Consider the following 13,015-nt stretch of genomic DNA (forward strand, 5'->3'; position numbering starts at 1 on the left):
CGGGCGGCCCGGTAGCCTGCCCGCATGACCGTTGCGCTGTTTTCCCGGGGCAAGGCCAGTCGTGCCGCTGCCGCCGCCTGTGCCGTGACCCTGGGGCTCGTCGCCCTCACCGCTTGCGACAAGCCGACTCCGGTGGCGACGGTCACGGTCGGCTCCCACTCCGAGGTCTCCGAAGCCACCAAGGGCTGCTACGACGAGGACGGGATCTCCAAGAAGGACATCAACACCTGCCTCAACAAGGAGACCGGTGAGACGCTGACCGTCCACCCGGGCGAGAGGGTCCGCATCGGCGTGGACCCCAAGATCGCCGAGGACGGCTGGGTCGTGGTGACGGGCCCGGAGCCGGTCATGAACGACGAGAGCACCGAGACCTACCGCAGCTTCGACGGCGAGAAGCTCTTCGAGACCCGCAACCAGATGGGCCAGACCGAGATCCGCGACGAGGTCACCCTGGCCGTCGTGCAGCTCGGCGAGAAGGACACCGCCCCGCCCGTCGGCATGTGGCACTTCAAGCTGAAGCTGGAGCCCTGACGGACACCGCGCGGCGGCCGGCGGGCCGGTCCGGCAGGGCCGCCCGGCCGGGCGGCGCCGACCGGCCCGCCGGCGCGCCGCCGGCCGCGCGACGAGCTGCCGGCACCCCGTCCGCGGCGGCACGGCCGGCCGGTCACGGGCACCCTGCAACCGGAGAGCGCTGATGCGGGTCCTGGTGGTCACGGCGGTTGCCGCCGAACGGGACGCGGTCGCCCGCGGACTCGCCCGGTCCGCCGCGCCGCCGGCCACCCCGGCCGGTACCGCGCACCCCGGCCGTCCACTGCCGGACACCCCGGCATCGCGGCACCCCGCCGGGGCGCCGCCGCCCGGTAGCGCCGGGACGCCATCCGGACCGGGCGGTGCGGAAACGCCGTCGGCACCGGGCAGTACCGGAGCATCGCCGCTGCCGGGCAGTACGGGAGTGCCGCCGGTGCCCCTGCCGCTCCCCGGTTACGGCACCGGGCGGCTGATCCGCGCCCTGTGCACCGCCCCGCCCACCGTCCCGCCCCCCGCCCCGTCCCCCGGGCCGTCCGCGCCGGCGGCCGCCCCCGGCGGCGGCGCCGGGACTGCCGGAGCCACCTTCGACGAGCCGCTCCCGGCCGGGGACCCCGACCGCCCGCGCCCCGGCCCCCGGCCCCTCGGCGGCCTGACCGTCGAGGTGCTGGACGCCGGTGTCGGCCCGGCCGCGGCCGCCGCGGCGACCGCCACCGCGCTGACCGCTGCCGCCCTCCGCGGCGCCCCGTACGAGCTGGTGGTGTCCGCCGGCATCGGCGGCGGCTTCGCCCCGGCCGCCCCGCCGGAGTCGGTGGTGGTGGCCGACGTGATCACCGCCGCCGATCTCGGCGCCGAGACTCCGGAGGGCTTCGCGCCGGTCACCGAACTGGGCTTCGGCACCGTCGAGCACCGGCCGCCGGAGGCCCTGGTCCGGGCGGCGGCCGAGGCCACCGGCGCGGTGCGCGGCACCGTCCTGACGGTGTCCACGGTGACCGGCAGCGCCGCACGCGCCACCGGACTGCGCACCCGGCACCCCGCGGCCGTCGCCGAGGCGATGGAGGGGTTCGGGGTGGCCGAGGCGGCCGCGGCGCACGGTGTGCCGGTGTGCGAAGTCCGCACCATCTCCAACCCGGTGGGCCCCCGCGACCGCGCGGCCTGGCGCATCCGCGAGGCGCTGGACGCGCTGTGCGACGCCTTCCGGGAGCTGGTCCCGGTGCTCGCCGCGGCGAGCGCTCCGCCGCCCGGGGGCCCGGCCGGGACATCACCGAACTGAGGAGGCCATCCCCCATGGACACGCAGGCAGACACTCGGGCGGACACCCGGGCACCGGACGCCGGGCCGCTGCGCATCGCGTACTCGCCGTGCCCCAACGACACCTTCGTCTTCCACGCCTGGGCCCACGGCCTGGTGCCCGGCGCCCCGGCGCTCGATGTGACCTTCGCCGACATCGACCTCACCAACGGGATGGCGGAGCGCGGGGAGTTCGACGTACTGAAGGTCTCCTACGCGGTGCTGCCCTGGGTGCTGGACGAGTACGCCCTGCTGCCCTGCGGCGGCGCGCTCGGCCGGGGCTGCGGGCCGCTGGTGCTGACCCGGGAACCGCCGGCCGCGGGCGCCGGCGGGCTGACCGGCCGGACGGTGGCCGTGCCGAGCGAACGTTCGACCGCCTACCTGCTGTTCCGGCTGTGGGCCGCGGACCTGGTCCCGGGCGGGATCGGCGAGGTGGTGGTGCTGCCGTTCCACGAGATCATGCCCGCGGTCCGGGAAGGGAAGGTGGACGCCGGTCTCGTCATCCACGAGGCCCGCTTCACCTATCAGGAGTACGGGCTGCACCGGCTGGCCGACCTGGGCGAGTACTGGGAGGACACCACCGGCCTGCCGATCCCGCTGGGCGCCATCATCGCCAGGCGCTCGCTGGGCCCGGAGCGGCTGCGGGCCCTGGCCGAGGCGGCCCGCACCTCGGTGCGGATGGCCTGGGACGACCCCTCGGCCTCACGCCGCTACGTGCTGGAGCACGCGCAGGAGATGGACCCCGCGGTGGCCGACCAGCACATCGGGCTCTACGTGAACGAGTTCACCGCCGGCCTCGGCGAGGAGGGCTACGCCGCGGTGCGCGGGCTGCTGACCCGCGCCGCGGCCGAGGGGCTGGTTCCGCCCCTCGACCGGGAGGCGCTGGACTTCGGGTGACGCCGGGCGGCGGCGGGGGTGACGGGGGCGGGCCGCGGCGGGCCGGCCGCCGTCCCGCCGGCAAGCGCGGCCGCGCGTCGCGACCGCCGCGCGCCGGGCGCCGTGACCACCCGGGGCCGGGCCGGGCCGGGGGTCAGACGTCGAGCTGGTCGGCGACCGCCCGCAGCATGCCCGCGATCTTGGAGCCGTGCGCCTTGTCCGGGTAGCGGCCGCGTTCGAGCTGCTGGGTCACGTTCTCCAGCAGCGTGGTGAGGTCCTGCACGATCGACGCCAGCTCGTCGGGCTTGCGGCGCTGGGCCGCCGCCACGGACGGGGTCGGATCGAGGATGACCACGGAAAGTGCCTGGTCCCCGCGGTTCCCGGCCACCACGCCGAATTCGACGCGCTGTCCTGGCTTCAGCGAGTCCACTCCGGCCGGAAGTACCGACGAGTGCACAAAGACGTCGCCGCCGTCGTCGCGGGAGAGAAAGCCGAAGCCCTTCTCACTGTTGAACCACTTGACCTTGCCGGTAGGCACGTCTGTCCTCGTCCTCGTCACTCGTCGGAAATCACGGAAAAACAGCTCTGGATAGCACTACAGCGGGTCGCAAGACCCGCCACCACCAAGGCTAATGGTCCGGAGCCCGGTGACAAGACGTACCCGGGTGGTTCCTGCGCGCTTTCGACCTACCCTGGTGCGGTGAGTGACACACCTCGATCCCAGGACCCTGCCCCCGGCGACGGGCTGGTGCGGCTCGGCGCCGTCGTCTTCATGGTCGGCGCCGTGGCCACCATGGCCACCGTCGCCCCGCTGCTGCTCGGCGCGGACCCCCTGCCCACCGCCGCGTACCTGGTCAGCATGTTGATGGGAGTGGGTTTCGCGCTCGCCGCCGCCGGGATGCTGCGGTCGATCGCGGCCCAGCGCCGTCAGGCCAGGTCGGTGGCGGAGGCGTCGCCGGCGGCCCGGGCAGCGGCGGCCGGGCCCTCGCCTTCGAGCCCCGCCTGACCGCCCGCCGCACCGACCTCGCGCGCGTAGCGTTTCAGCCAGGCCGGGAAGGCGGCCAGATCGGGCAGCACGACGTCGGCACCGGCCGCGCGCAGCTCCGCCGCGTCACACGGGCCGGTGGCCACCGCCACCGACAGCGCGCCCGCGGCGCGCGCCCCGCGCACGTCCCCGGTGTGGTCCCCGACGTACACCGCCGCGCCGTACTCGCGCAGCGCCTCCGCCTTGGCCTCCGCCCACAGCCAGCCGATGACGGCGTCCGCCTCGATCCCGAGGTGCGCCAGGTGCAGCTTGGCGTTCGGCTCGTGCTTGGCGGTGACCACGATGGCCCGGCCGCCCAGTCCCCGCACCGCGGCCACGGCCTCCCGGGCGCCCGGCAGCGCGGGCGTGGCGGCGATCGCGTACTGCGGGTAGAGCGACCGGTAGAGGTCGCCGACCTGCTGGATGCGCTCCTCGGGGAACCAGTACGCCAGCTCCTGCTCCAGCGGCGGCCCCAGCCGGGTGATGGCGAGGTCGGCGTCGATGTGGGTACCGGTGCGGGCGGCGAGCTCCTCGTATGCCGCCTTGATACCCGGCCGTGAGTCGATCAGGGTCATGTCGAGGTCGAAGCCGACGGTGAGTCCGGCGGTCGTCGTACCGACCGGTGTGGGGTGCGCAGCCATGCCCGCCATTCTGCCGTGGCCCACCGGCCGCGCTCAGCCTCGCTCACTTCGCCCGCAATGGGCGATGATCAGCCATTTCCCGGCACTGTCCACGATCTGGGCACCGGGCGCGGCGGGCCACGGCCGACCGGTGTCCGGCCGGTACCGACCGGTGTCCGGCCGGTGCCTCCGCACCCCGCCTCACCCCGCTGCGCCTCGGCCGGTGCCGCCGCGCCCCGGCCGGTGCCGCCGGACCCCGGCCGGGCGGCTCCGGCCGTCGGTGCCACGTCCGCGGCCCGCTCGCCGGCGCCCGGCGACCCCGCGCCGGGCACAGCGGGGTGGGGCGGGGTGGGGCCGGGTGCAGCTGGAGTGCGGCGGGGCGGGGTGGGGCCGGGTGGGGCCGGGCGAGGCCGGGCGGGGCCGGGCGGGGCCGGGTGCAGCGGGGTGGGGCCGGGTGCAGCTGGAGTGCGGCGGGGCGGGGGTGGGCCGGCTGTCAACGCGCCGCGGCGGCCGGTCGCACCCGGTCGGCGCCGCCGCCGAGACCGCGGCCGCCCCACCGGGTCCGCTTCCGGCAGGCCGGCCCGCCCTCCGGTCGGGAGAGCGGCACCCCGGGGCGATATGGCCATTTCTGATCGCTGGTCCGGACCTGGCATCGACCGCCGGATCCGGGTCCGGAGTGGCGCGACACCCCGGTTCCCGTTCCGGGATGGAGCGAGGCCCGTTTCCGGGAGCGGCGCGCGGCCCGGTCCAGGGGTGGGCGGGGCTCCCGGACCAGAGCCTGGGCGGGGCTCCGGACCAGCGGCGGGGGCTCCAGGCAGGAGGGGCCAGCGGCGGGGCGGGGCTCCGGGCCGGGGGTGGGCGCCCGCGGCCCGGCGGCGTCGCCGGGCGGCGGGACGGAGGAGTCGGCGGCCCGGAACCGCACACCACCGCAGAGCGCGGCCGGGACGGGACAGGACGGCCGCCGGGGCGGCGGGTGAGTAAAGACGGATGCCCGGCCGGGGTGAGCGGCGGTGAACGCCCGGCAGGGGTGAGCGGCAGTGGACCCCCGGCCGGGGTGAGCGGCGGTGGACACCCGGCCGGGGTGAGCGGCGGTGGACACCCGGCCGGGGTGAGCGGCGGTGGACGCCTGGTCGGCGGGTGAGCGGCGGTGAACGCCCGGCCGGGGTGAGCGGCAGTGGATGCCGCCACGAACGGCGCGCGGGGCGGCCCGCGCGCCCCCGTGAGCTCCCAGCCGCCCCGGACAGAGGGCGCGGCCCGCCGTGGGACGTTCGCCGTCCTCGGGTCAGCCCTGCCGCCGTCGCCTCGCCCGCCAGAGCAGGAAGAGCGCCGACACCACGGCGGCGGTGCGGACGACCACCGGCCAGGTGTCCTTGAGTACGTCGCCCAGGCCGCCCTCGGGGATCGGGTCCCCCCAGCGGCCGTCCAGCCGGCCCCACACCCACACCATCGCCGCCGCGGCGACCAGGCCGGGCAGCACCAGCACCGCCAGCTTGGCTTCCTTGGGGCCGAGCCGGCACAGGTAGTAGGCGACCAGCCAGCCGATCGCCAGCACGATGATGTTGCCGAGGAACGCGCCGGCGAGCAGCAGTCCGATGGCGGGCACCACCATCAGACCGGCACCGGCACCGGCACCGGCACCGGCGGCTTTGCCGCCTCCGTCGCCGTCGCTCTGCGGGGCCTTCCGGCCGCGGCGGCGCAGGGCGCGGCGCAGCAGTCCCCGGCGCGCGGTCCCGGCGCCCCCCGCGCTCCCGGCCGCGGCGTCCCCGTCCCGCACGTCCTGCTCGACGGCGGCCGGGTCCCGCTCGGCCTCGTCCTCCTCGGCGGGCGGCGGCTTGAGCAGTTCGGGCAGCTCGATGCCCCCGGTGAAGCCGTCCACGGTGCCGAACGTGCTGTCCCGCCGCTCCGCGAACGGCCCCGGGTCGGTCCGCCACCAGTCGGGGTCGGACTCCCGCGAGCTCAACTCGTCCTCGCCGGCCAGGTGCGGCGGTGACGCCCCGCGCGGCCGGTCGGCCTCCGCGCCGCGCAGCGGGTCGGCGCCGGCGCGCGGGCCGGGCACGCCCTTGCCGGTCAGTCCGTTCCGCCCGGCGAACCCGGTCAGCCGCTCCCGGGCGGTACGGGAGATCCGCCGTGCGGCGGGCTCCCGCGCGTCGGGCGCCGCCGCGGGCTCCGCGGGCCCGGACGGCCGGGCCTCCGCCGCGTCCCGGCGCGGACCATCCGCCTCGCGGCTCGGACGCGGATCATCCGTCTCCCGGCTCGGGCGCGGCGCGTGGGGCTCCGTGTCCTCGTGAGAGTGAAGGGGCTCGCGGGGCCGAGGGGTCTCGGACGGATCGGGCGGCATGGGCGTCCCGGGCCGTTCCGAAACCCCGCGCGACCGCCGGCCGGCCTGCCCGGCGGACCCGGCCCCGCGGTCGCGCGGGCCGGGGACCCCGGGCGCGTCGCCCGCCGTGCCGCCGGACCGGCCGGCGTCACGGGTCGCGCCGCCCCGTCCCAGCCGTCCGCCGAGGCCGCGCAGGGCACCCGCGGGACCCGTGGGAAAGGACGGGCCCCGGGCCGGGCCACCGTCGTCCGAGTCGTCGGCCGCCGTGCCGGCCGGGCCCGGGGCGCCGGCCGGGACGTCCGGCCCGGCCGCGGTGCCACCCGCCTCGGCCACGACGTCCGCCGGGGTGCCCAGCCGGCCGAGGATCCGCTTCACCCCGGCCTCGGTCAGGCCGGCCGAACCGGCGCCGGCCCGCCGCTGCTCGATCTCCGAGCGCAACGAGGCGACCAGGCGCATCCGGTCGCGGGACGGCAGCCCCCGCTGCTGAGCCAGGTCGCCGACCTGGCTCAGGTAGTCGTACACGAGCCGATCGCTTTCGATCCCCACCAAAACCCCTGCGGACGCGCACCCTTGGTGTCCCGCCGCTGCGGAACCGTTCCGACGGTACCGCGCCGGCCCCGGAGCGGTGCCCGTCCGCGCTCCCGGCCACCCGCCCTGACCACCCGCTACTGTGGGTCGAATGACCATCTCGCGGACCCCGGGAACCCCTCCGACTCCCGGGAAAGGAAGCGGCCGGGACGGCGGGCCGACGGCCGGACGGACCGGTGACGCCGCCCCGCGCACCCTCGCCGAAGAGCTGCGTACCCGCCCCGACGAGGCCCTCACCGCCCTGCTGCGCGCCCGGCCGGATCTGCTCTCGCCGGTGCCCGGCGACCTGACGCAGTTGGCCACCCGGGCCGGGACCCGGGCCTCCGTGGTGCGCGCCGTGGAACGGCTGGACCGGTTCGCCCTGGAGACCGCGGAGGCGCTGGCGGTCGCCCCCGACCCCTGTGCGTACCCGGCCCTGCGGGCGCTGATGACCGGCGACGACCCGGCCGGCCCGGCCGCGGCCGCCGACTCGCCGGGGGCCGGCGGTCCGCCCGGAGCCGGTGGGACCGCCGGGGCCTCGGCGGCCGCTTCCCCGCCCGCGGCCGGGGATCCGGCGGAGCCCGCCGCCGGCTATGGCGATCCGGGAGCCGCCCTCGGCGCCGCGGTCGCCGCCGAACTGCCGCGTGCGGTCGCCGTGCTCCGCGAGCAGGCCCTGGTGTGGGGCGGCGACGACCGGCTGCGGCTGGTCCGTACCGCCCGGGAGCTCCTCGCCCCGTCCAGCACCAACCCCTCGCCGACCGGCCTGGGCCCGACCGTCGCGGAGGCGACGGCCGGCATGTCGCCCGGCCGCCTGCAGGAACTGCTGACCGGGGCCGGGCTGCCCACGACCCACGATCCGGTGACCGCCGTCGGCGCGTTGACCGCCCTGTTCGAGGACCGGACCCGGATGGCCGGGCTGCTGGCCCAGGCACCGCCCGAGGCGGTCACCGTCCTCACCCGGCTCACCTGGGGACCCCCGTACGGCGAGGTGTCGGTCGACTCGCCCGGCCCGGCGGTGCGCTGGCTGCTCGACCGGGGCCTGCTGCTGCCCTCCGGCGCCCGCCATGTGGTGCTCCCCCGGGAGGCGGCGCTCCATCTGCGCGGCGGGCGGGCGCACCGCGCCCCGGAACCGCTGCCGCCCGCGGTCCGGCCCTCGGCCGAGCACCTTCCACAGGCTGTGGACGCCGCCGCGGCCGGGCAGGCGCACACCGCGCTGGCCACCGTCGAGGAACTCCTCAAACTCTGGGACACCGGAGGGCCGCCGGTACTGCGCGCCGGCGGGCTGAGCGTCCGCGACCTCAAACGCACCGCCACCGCACTCGACGTGACCGAGCCGGTGGCCGCGTTCTGGATCGAACTCGCCTACGCGGCCGGGCTGCTGGCCTCGGACGGCGACGCGGACGAGCGTTTCGCCCCCACCCCGCGCTACGACGACTGGCTCCGGCTGCCCGCCGAGGAACGCTGGACGGCCCTCGCCACCCCGTGGCTGGCGTCCACCCGGGCCGCCGGACTGGTCGGCACCCGGGACGCCAAGGGCCGCACCCTCTCCGCCCTCGGCCCCGAGCTGGACCGGTCCCCGGCTCCGGAAGTGCGCCGCCGCGTCCTGGAACTCCTCGCCGGGCTGCCGCCCGGCGCAACGGCCGCCGAGGAGGCGCTGCTGGCACGGCTCCGCTGGGAACGGCCGCTGCGCGGGGGCGGCGGCACCTCCCGGACCGGGGTGCGCCCCGGCGCCTCCATACAGCCCGGTGCCCGGTCCGGCGGTACCGGGGCGGGTGCCGGCCCGGGCAGGGGCGCCGGTTCACCGGGCGCACCCGACGCGCCCGGGCCCGCCGGCGAACCCGGCGCGGCGGCCGCCCCGCCCGGCGACCTCCGCTCCCGGCTGGCCCGCTGGGCCCTGACCGAGGCGGAGCTGCTGGGGGTCACCGGCCGCGGCGCGCTGGCCGCCCACGGCCGCGCCCTGCTGGGCTCCGGGCGGCCCGCGGCGGCCGCCCCCGGCCCGGCCGCCGCCCCCGCGGCGAGCCCGGCGCACGCCCCCGCGGCCGCTCCGGCCCCACGGCCGCTCGGCCCCGCCGAGGCCACGGCCCGGGCGGCGGAAGCGGCCGGGGTGCTCGCGCCGCTGCTGCCGGAACCGCTCGACCACGTCCTCCTCCAGGCCGACCTGACCGCGATCGCCCCCGGCCCGCTGGAGCGGCACCTGGCGGACGCCCTGGGGGTGCTGGCCGAGGTGGAGTCCAAGGGCGGCGCCACCGTCTACCGCTTCACCCCCGCCTCGGTCCGCCGCGCCCTGGACGCCGGACGCTCCGCCGCCGACCTGCACGCCTTCCTCGCCGAGCACTCCCGCACCCCGGTCCCGCAACCGCTCAGCTACCTGATCGACGACGTGGCCCGCAAGCACGGCCTGCTGCGGATCGGCACCGCCTCGGCCTACGTCCGCTGCGACGACGACGCGCTGCTCGCCGAGATCCTCGCCGACCGGCGTTCCGCGAACCTGCGACTGCGCCGGCTCGCGCCGACCGTGCTCGCCGCCCAGGCCCCGCCGGAGGCCCTGCTCGACGGTCTGCGCGCGATGGGGTACGCGCCGGCGGCCGAGTCCGCCGAAGGCGACGTGCTGGTGACCCGGCCGGACGCGCACCGGACTCCGTCACGCACCGCCCCGGCGCCGGTGCCGGACGGCCCGCCGGTGCCGGACGACACCCTGCTCGGCGCCGCGGTACGGGCCATCCGCGCCGGTGATCTCGCCGCGACCACCCCGCACAAGCCGGTCCCGGCTCCCGCGGCCCGCGCCGAGGCGGCCGTCACGGCCGGCGGCCTGCCGCGCACCACCACCGCCGACACCCTCGCCCTCATGCAGGCGGCCGTCCTCACCGGGACCGCCGTGTGGATCGGCTACGTCAACGCCGAGGGCGCGGCCAGCCAGCGGGTGATCGCGCCGATCCGGGTGGAGGGCGGTTTCGTCACCGCGTACGACCACACCGCCGACGAAGTCCGCACCTATCCGCTGCACCGGATCACCGGAGCCGCCGAACTCGCCGACGAGGACGGGTAGCCGGGCCCCGGCTCCGCCGCCCGCCCGGTCCGCGCACCGCCCCGACCGGGCAGCCGGCACGCACGGGGGCACCTCACCGGCGCGGACGGTGGTAGGCCAGCCACCGGCACACGCGAGGGCGGGTGGCCGGCACGCACGGGGTGGCAGGTCACCGGCATGCACTTCCGGCAGGCGTCGACGGGCGCGTACCGCGGGCCGGCGGCGGGTGCCGGCGGGTACGGCGCGAACCGCGAGGCGGCGGGTGTCGACACGTATGGCGCGTAGGGCGCGTACCGCGGGCCGGCGGGTACGGCGGCCGGGCGCGGCGCTACCGGCGGGCCGCCGTCGCTCACCGTCCGTCGAAGCTTTCCCGACATCCACCGCGATGGGGGACACTGGTGGTTTGGCCACTCCAGCTCGCCAGGCCAGGCGCGCACCGCAAGCGGAACGGAAAGGGCTCATCCGCGTGACCGGACCACTCATCGTCCAGAGTGACAAGACTCTCCTCCTGGAGGTCGACCACGAGCAGGCCGACGCCTGCCGCCGCGCCATCGCCCCGTTCGCGGAGCTGGAGCGGGCCCCCGAGCACATCCACACCTACCGGGTGACCCCGCTGGGCCTGTGGAACGCGCGTGCCGCCGGCCACGACGCCGAGCAGGTCGTGGACGCGCTGGTGTCCCACTCGCGCTACCCCGTCCCGCACGCCCTGCTGGTCGACATCGCCGAGACCATGGCCCGCTACGGGCGGCTCCGGCTGCTGAAGCACCCCACCCACGGGCTGGTGCTGGAGACCAGCGACCGCCCGGTGCTGGAGGAGATCCTGCGGTCGAAGAAGGTCCAGCCGCTGGTCGGCGCCCGGATCGACCCGGACACCGTCGCGGTGCACCCCTCCGAGCGCGGCCAGATCAAGCAGACGCTGCTGAAGCTGGGCTGGCCCGCCGAGGACCTCGCCGGATACGTGGACGGCGAGGCCCACCCGATCGAGCTGCGGGAGGACGGCTGGGCGCTGCGCCCCTACCAGAAGCAGGCCGTGGAGGGCTTCTGGCACGGCGGCTCCGGCGTCGTGGTGCTGCCCTGCGGTGCGGGGAAGACGCTGGTCGGCGCGGGCGCCATGGCGACCGCCAAGTCGACCACGCTGATCCTGGTCACCAACACCGTGTCGGCCCGGCAGTGGAAGCACGAGCTGGTGAAGCGGACCTCGCTGACCGAGGACGAGATCGGCGAGTACAGCGGCACCCGGAAGGAGATCCGGCCGGTCACCATCGCCACCTACCAGGTGCTGACGACCAAGCGGAAGGGCGTCTACCCGCATCTGGAGCTGTTCGACTCCCGCGACTGGGGCCTGATCGTCTACGACGAGGTGCACCTGCTGCCCGCGCCGGTCTTCAAGTTCACCGCCGACCTTCAGGCGCGCCGCCGTCTGGGCCTCACCGCGACCCTGGTGCGCGAGGACGGCCGGGAGTCGGACGTCTTCTCGCTGATCGGCCCTAAGCGGTTCGACGCGCCGTGGAAGGAGATCGAGGCGCAGGGCTACATCGCGCCCGCCGACTGTGTCGAGGTGCGGGTCAACCTCACCGACTCCGAGCGGCTCGCGTACGCCACGGCGGAGACCGAGGAGAAGTACCGCTTCTGCGCCACCACGGCTTCCAAGCGGCACGTCACCGAGGCGCTGGTCGCCAAGCACAAGGGCCAGCAGACGCTCGTCATCGGGCAGTACATCGACCAGCTGGACGAGCTCGGTGAGCATCTCGACGCACCGGTGATCAAGGGCGAGACCACGAACGCCCAGCGCGAGAAGCTCTTCGACGCCTTCCGGCAGGGCGAGATCTCGGTACTGGTGGTGTCCAAGGTCGCCAACTTCTCCATCGACCTCCCCGAGGCGACGGTCGCCATCCAGGTCTCGGGCACCTTCGGTTCCCGCCAGGAGGAGGCCCAGCGGCTGGGGCGGGTGCTGCGTCCCAAGGCCGACGGCCACCCGGCGATCTTCTACTCGGTCGTCGCCCGGGACACCATCGACCAGGACTTCGCGGCGCACCGCCAGCGGTTCCTGGCCGAGCAGGGCTACGCGTACCGGATCGTGGACTCCAGCGCGCTGCTGGCGGGCGACGAGGTCTGACCGCCTCCCCGGGGCTGGCTCCCCAGGACCGCCTCCCCGGGGCCGCCGCCCCCGGTGCACCACCGGTCCGACCCCCGGGCCCCGGCCGCACGCGCCCGCAGGCCGGGCCGGCCGGTGGCTCGGGGCCGGCCGGACCTCACGGCTCGGGGCCGGGAGTCCGGAGCGTCCCGGCTCACGGTGGGGTGCTCCGGTGCGGTGCCCGGGGCGGTACTCAGCGTGCGGGGTGCATCTCCTCGCCGTACTCGCCGAGGACGACCACGCTGAAGGCCGTCGCGGCGAACACCTTGACCGCGCGCAGGGCGTTGCCGAGGAGGTGGCGGGGGTGGCCCTCGGCGTCGTCGCGGAGAGCGGTGGCACCGTGGGCCGCGGGGCCGGGAACGGGGTTGACGACTGCTGTGCTCATGTATCCAGGATGCTGCTCACCCGTCCGGAGCACATCGGTCTGCCGATGTAACCGCGGTCGTCGGCAGGTACGACCAGAGGACCGGCCGACCCCTACGGGAGCCCGGGGGCAACCCTGAGGCGCGGTGAATATTCGTTCGCGTGCCCCGCCCCCCGTGGCTACAATCGCGCCTTCCCCGGATTCGTCCGGTGCCCGGTCCCGTCCGGCGCCCCGGCTCCCTCCGGGGCCACCTCCAGCCGCTCCCGCACGGCC

The 13,015-nt window shown here is 76.9% G+C and carries 10 protein-coding genes; 6 read left to right on the forward strand and 4 right to left on the reverse strand.

The window, feature by feature from the left end; all coding sequences use genetic code 11:
- Nucleotides 1–24: 24 nt before the first annotated feature.
- The 3 genes from ACH4B3_RS17665 (at nucleotide 25) to ACH4B3_RS17675 (ending at nucleotide 2,712) form a co-directional block, all read left to right on the forward strand.
- The gene (locus ACH4B3_RS17665) at nucleotides 25–531 is read left to right on the forward strand and encodes a hypothetical protein (protein ID WP_398463759.1); all 507 of its coding nucleotides are present in this window, start codon (nucleotides 25–27) and stop codon (nucleotides 529–531) included.
- Between the two features lie 430 nt (nucleotides 532–961).
- Entirely contained in the window at nucleotides 962–1,798 is an 837-nt protein-coding gene (locus tag ACH4B3_RS17670; RefSeq protein WP_398463760.1) for a futalosine hydrolase, read from the forward strand.
- 14 nt (nucleotides 1,799–1,812) lie between these two features.
- Nucleotides 1,813–2,712, forward strand: a complete 900-nt coding sequence (locus ACH4B3_RS17675) for a 1,4-dihydroxy-6-naphthoate synthase (RefSeq protein ID WP_398463761.1) — start codon at nucleotides 1,813–1,815, stop codon at nucleotides 2,710–2,712.
- A gap of 133 nt (nucleotides 2,713–2,845) precedes the next feature.
- Here the strand turns inward: ACH4B3_RS17675 and ACH4B3_RS17680 are convergent, their stop codons facing one another.
- The gene (locus ACH4B3_RS17680) at nucleotides 2,846–3,229 is read right to left on the reverse strand and encodes a cold-shock protein (protein ID WP_398463762.1); all 384 of its coding nucleotides are present in this window, start codon (nucleotides 3,227–3,229) and stop codon (nucleotides 2,846–2,848) included.
- Between the two features lie 162 nt (nucleotides 3,230–3,391).
- Here ACH4B3_RS17680 and ACH4B3_RS17685 point away from each other — a divergent pair, with 162 nt between their 5' ends.
- The gene (locus ACH4B3_RS17685) at nucleotides 3,392–3,697 is read left to right on the forward strand and encodes a hypothetical protein (protein WP_398463763.1); all 306 of its coding nucleotides are present in this window, start codon (nucleotides 3,392–3,394) and stop codon (nucleotides 3,695–3,697) included.
- Here ACH4B3_RS17685 and ACH4B3_RS17690 read toward each other — a convergent pair.
- Both ACH4B3_RS17690 and ACH4B3_RS17695 read right to left on the reverse strand, forming a co-directional pair.
- On the reverse strand, nucleotides 3,619–4,365 hold the full coding sequence (locus tag ACH4B3_RS17690) for an HAD family hydrolase (RefSeq protein ID WP_398463851.1): 747 nt from the start codon (nucleotides 4,363–4,365) through the stop codon (nucleotides 3,619–3,621). The two genes, ACH4B3_RS17685 and ACH4B3_RS17690, sit on opposite strands and share 79 nt — an antisense overlap.
- A 1,252-nt stretch (nucleotides 4,366–5,617) precedes the next feature.
- Nucleotides 5,618–7,198 carry a hypothetical protein gene (locus ACH4B3_RS17695; protein WP_398463764.1) on the reverse strand — a complete coding sequence of 527 codons (1,581 nt, stop codon included), beginning with the start codon at nucleotides 7,196–7,198 and terminating at the stop codon, nucleotides 5,618–5,620.
- 133 nt (nucleotides 7,199–7,331) lie between these two features.
- Between ACH4B3_RS17695 and ACH4B3_RS17700 the strand changes: the two genes are divergently transcribed.
- Together ACH4B3_RS17700 and ACH4B3_RS17705 are read left to right on the forward strand one after the other, a co-directional pair.
- Nucleotides 7,332–10,265 (forward strand): helicase-associated domain-containing protein, encoded by a 2,934-nt coding sequence (locus ACH4B3_RS17700; protein ID WP_398463765.1) that lies wholly within the window; start codon nucleotides 7,332–7,334, stop codon nucleotides 10,263–10,265.
- Nucleotides 10,266–10,710: 445 nt separating this feature from the next.
- Nucleotides 10,711–12,360 (forward strand): DNA repair helicase XPB, encoded by a 1,650-nt coding sequence (locus tag ACH4B3_RS17705; RefSeq protein ID WP_398463766.1) that lies wholly within the window; start codon nucleotides 10,711–10,713, stop codon nucleotides 12,358–12,360.
- Between the two features lie 211 nt (nucleotides 12,361–12,571).
- Here the strand turns inward: ACH4B3_RS17705 and ACH4B3_RS17710 are convergent, their stop codons facing one another.
- A complete protein-coding gene (locus tag ACH4B3_RS17710) occupies nucleotides 12,572–12,763 on the reverse strand; it encodes a hypothetical protein (RefSeq protein ID WP_398463767.1) in 192 nt (63 codons plus the stop codon).
- Between the last annotated feature and the right edge of the window lie 252 nt (nucleotides 12,764–13,015).

The sequence above is a fragment of the Streptomyces sp. NPDC018031 genome (assembly GCF_044327625.1).
In the GTDB taxonomy this organism is placed as follows: domain Bacteria; phylum Actinomycetota; class Actinomycetes; order Streptomycetales; family Streptomycetaceae; genus Streptomyces.

Coding starts and splice junctions, on each gene's coding strand:
- ACH4B3_RS17665 (WP_398463759.1), top strand. CDS start 25: ATGACCGTTGCGCTGTTTTCCCGGGGCAAGGCCAGTCGTGCCGCTGCC.
- ACH4B3_RS17675 (WP_398463761.1), top strand. CDS start 1,813: ATGGACACGCAGGCAGACACTCGGGCGGACACCCGGGCACCGGACGCC.
- ACH4B3_RS17690 (WP_398463851.1), bottom strand. CDS start 4,365: ATGGCGGGCATGGCTGCGCACCCCACACCGGTCGGTACGACGACCGCC.
- ACH4B3_RS17700 (WP_398463765.1), top strand. CDS start 7,332: ATGACCATCTCGCGGACCCCGGGAACCCCTCCGACTCCCGGGAAAGGA.
- ACH4B3_RS17710 (WP_398463767.1), bottom strand. CDS start 12,763: ATGAGCACAGCAGTCGTCAACCCCGTTCCCGGCCCCGCGGCCCACGGT.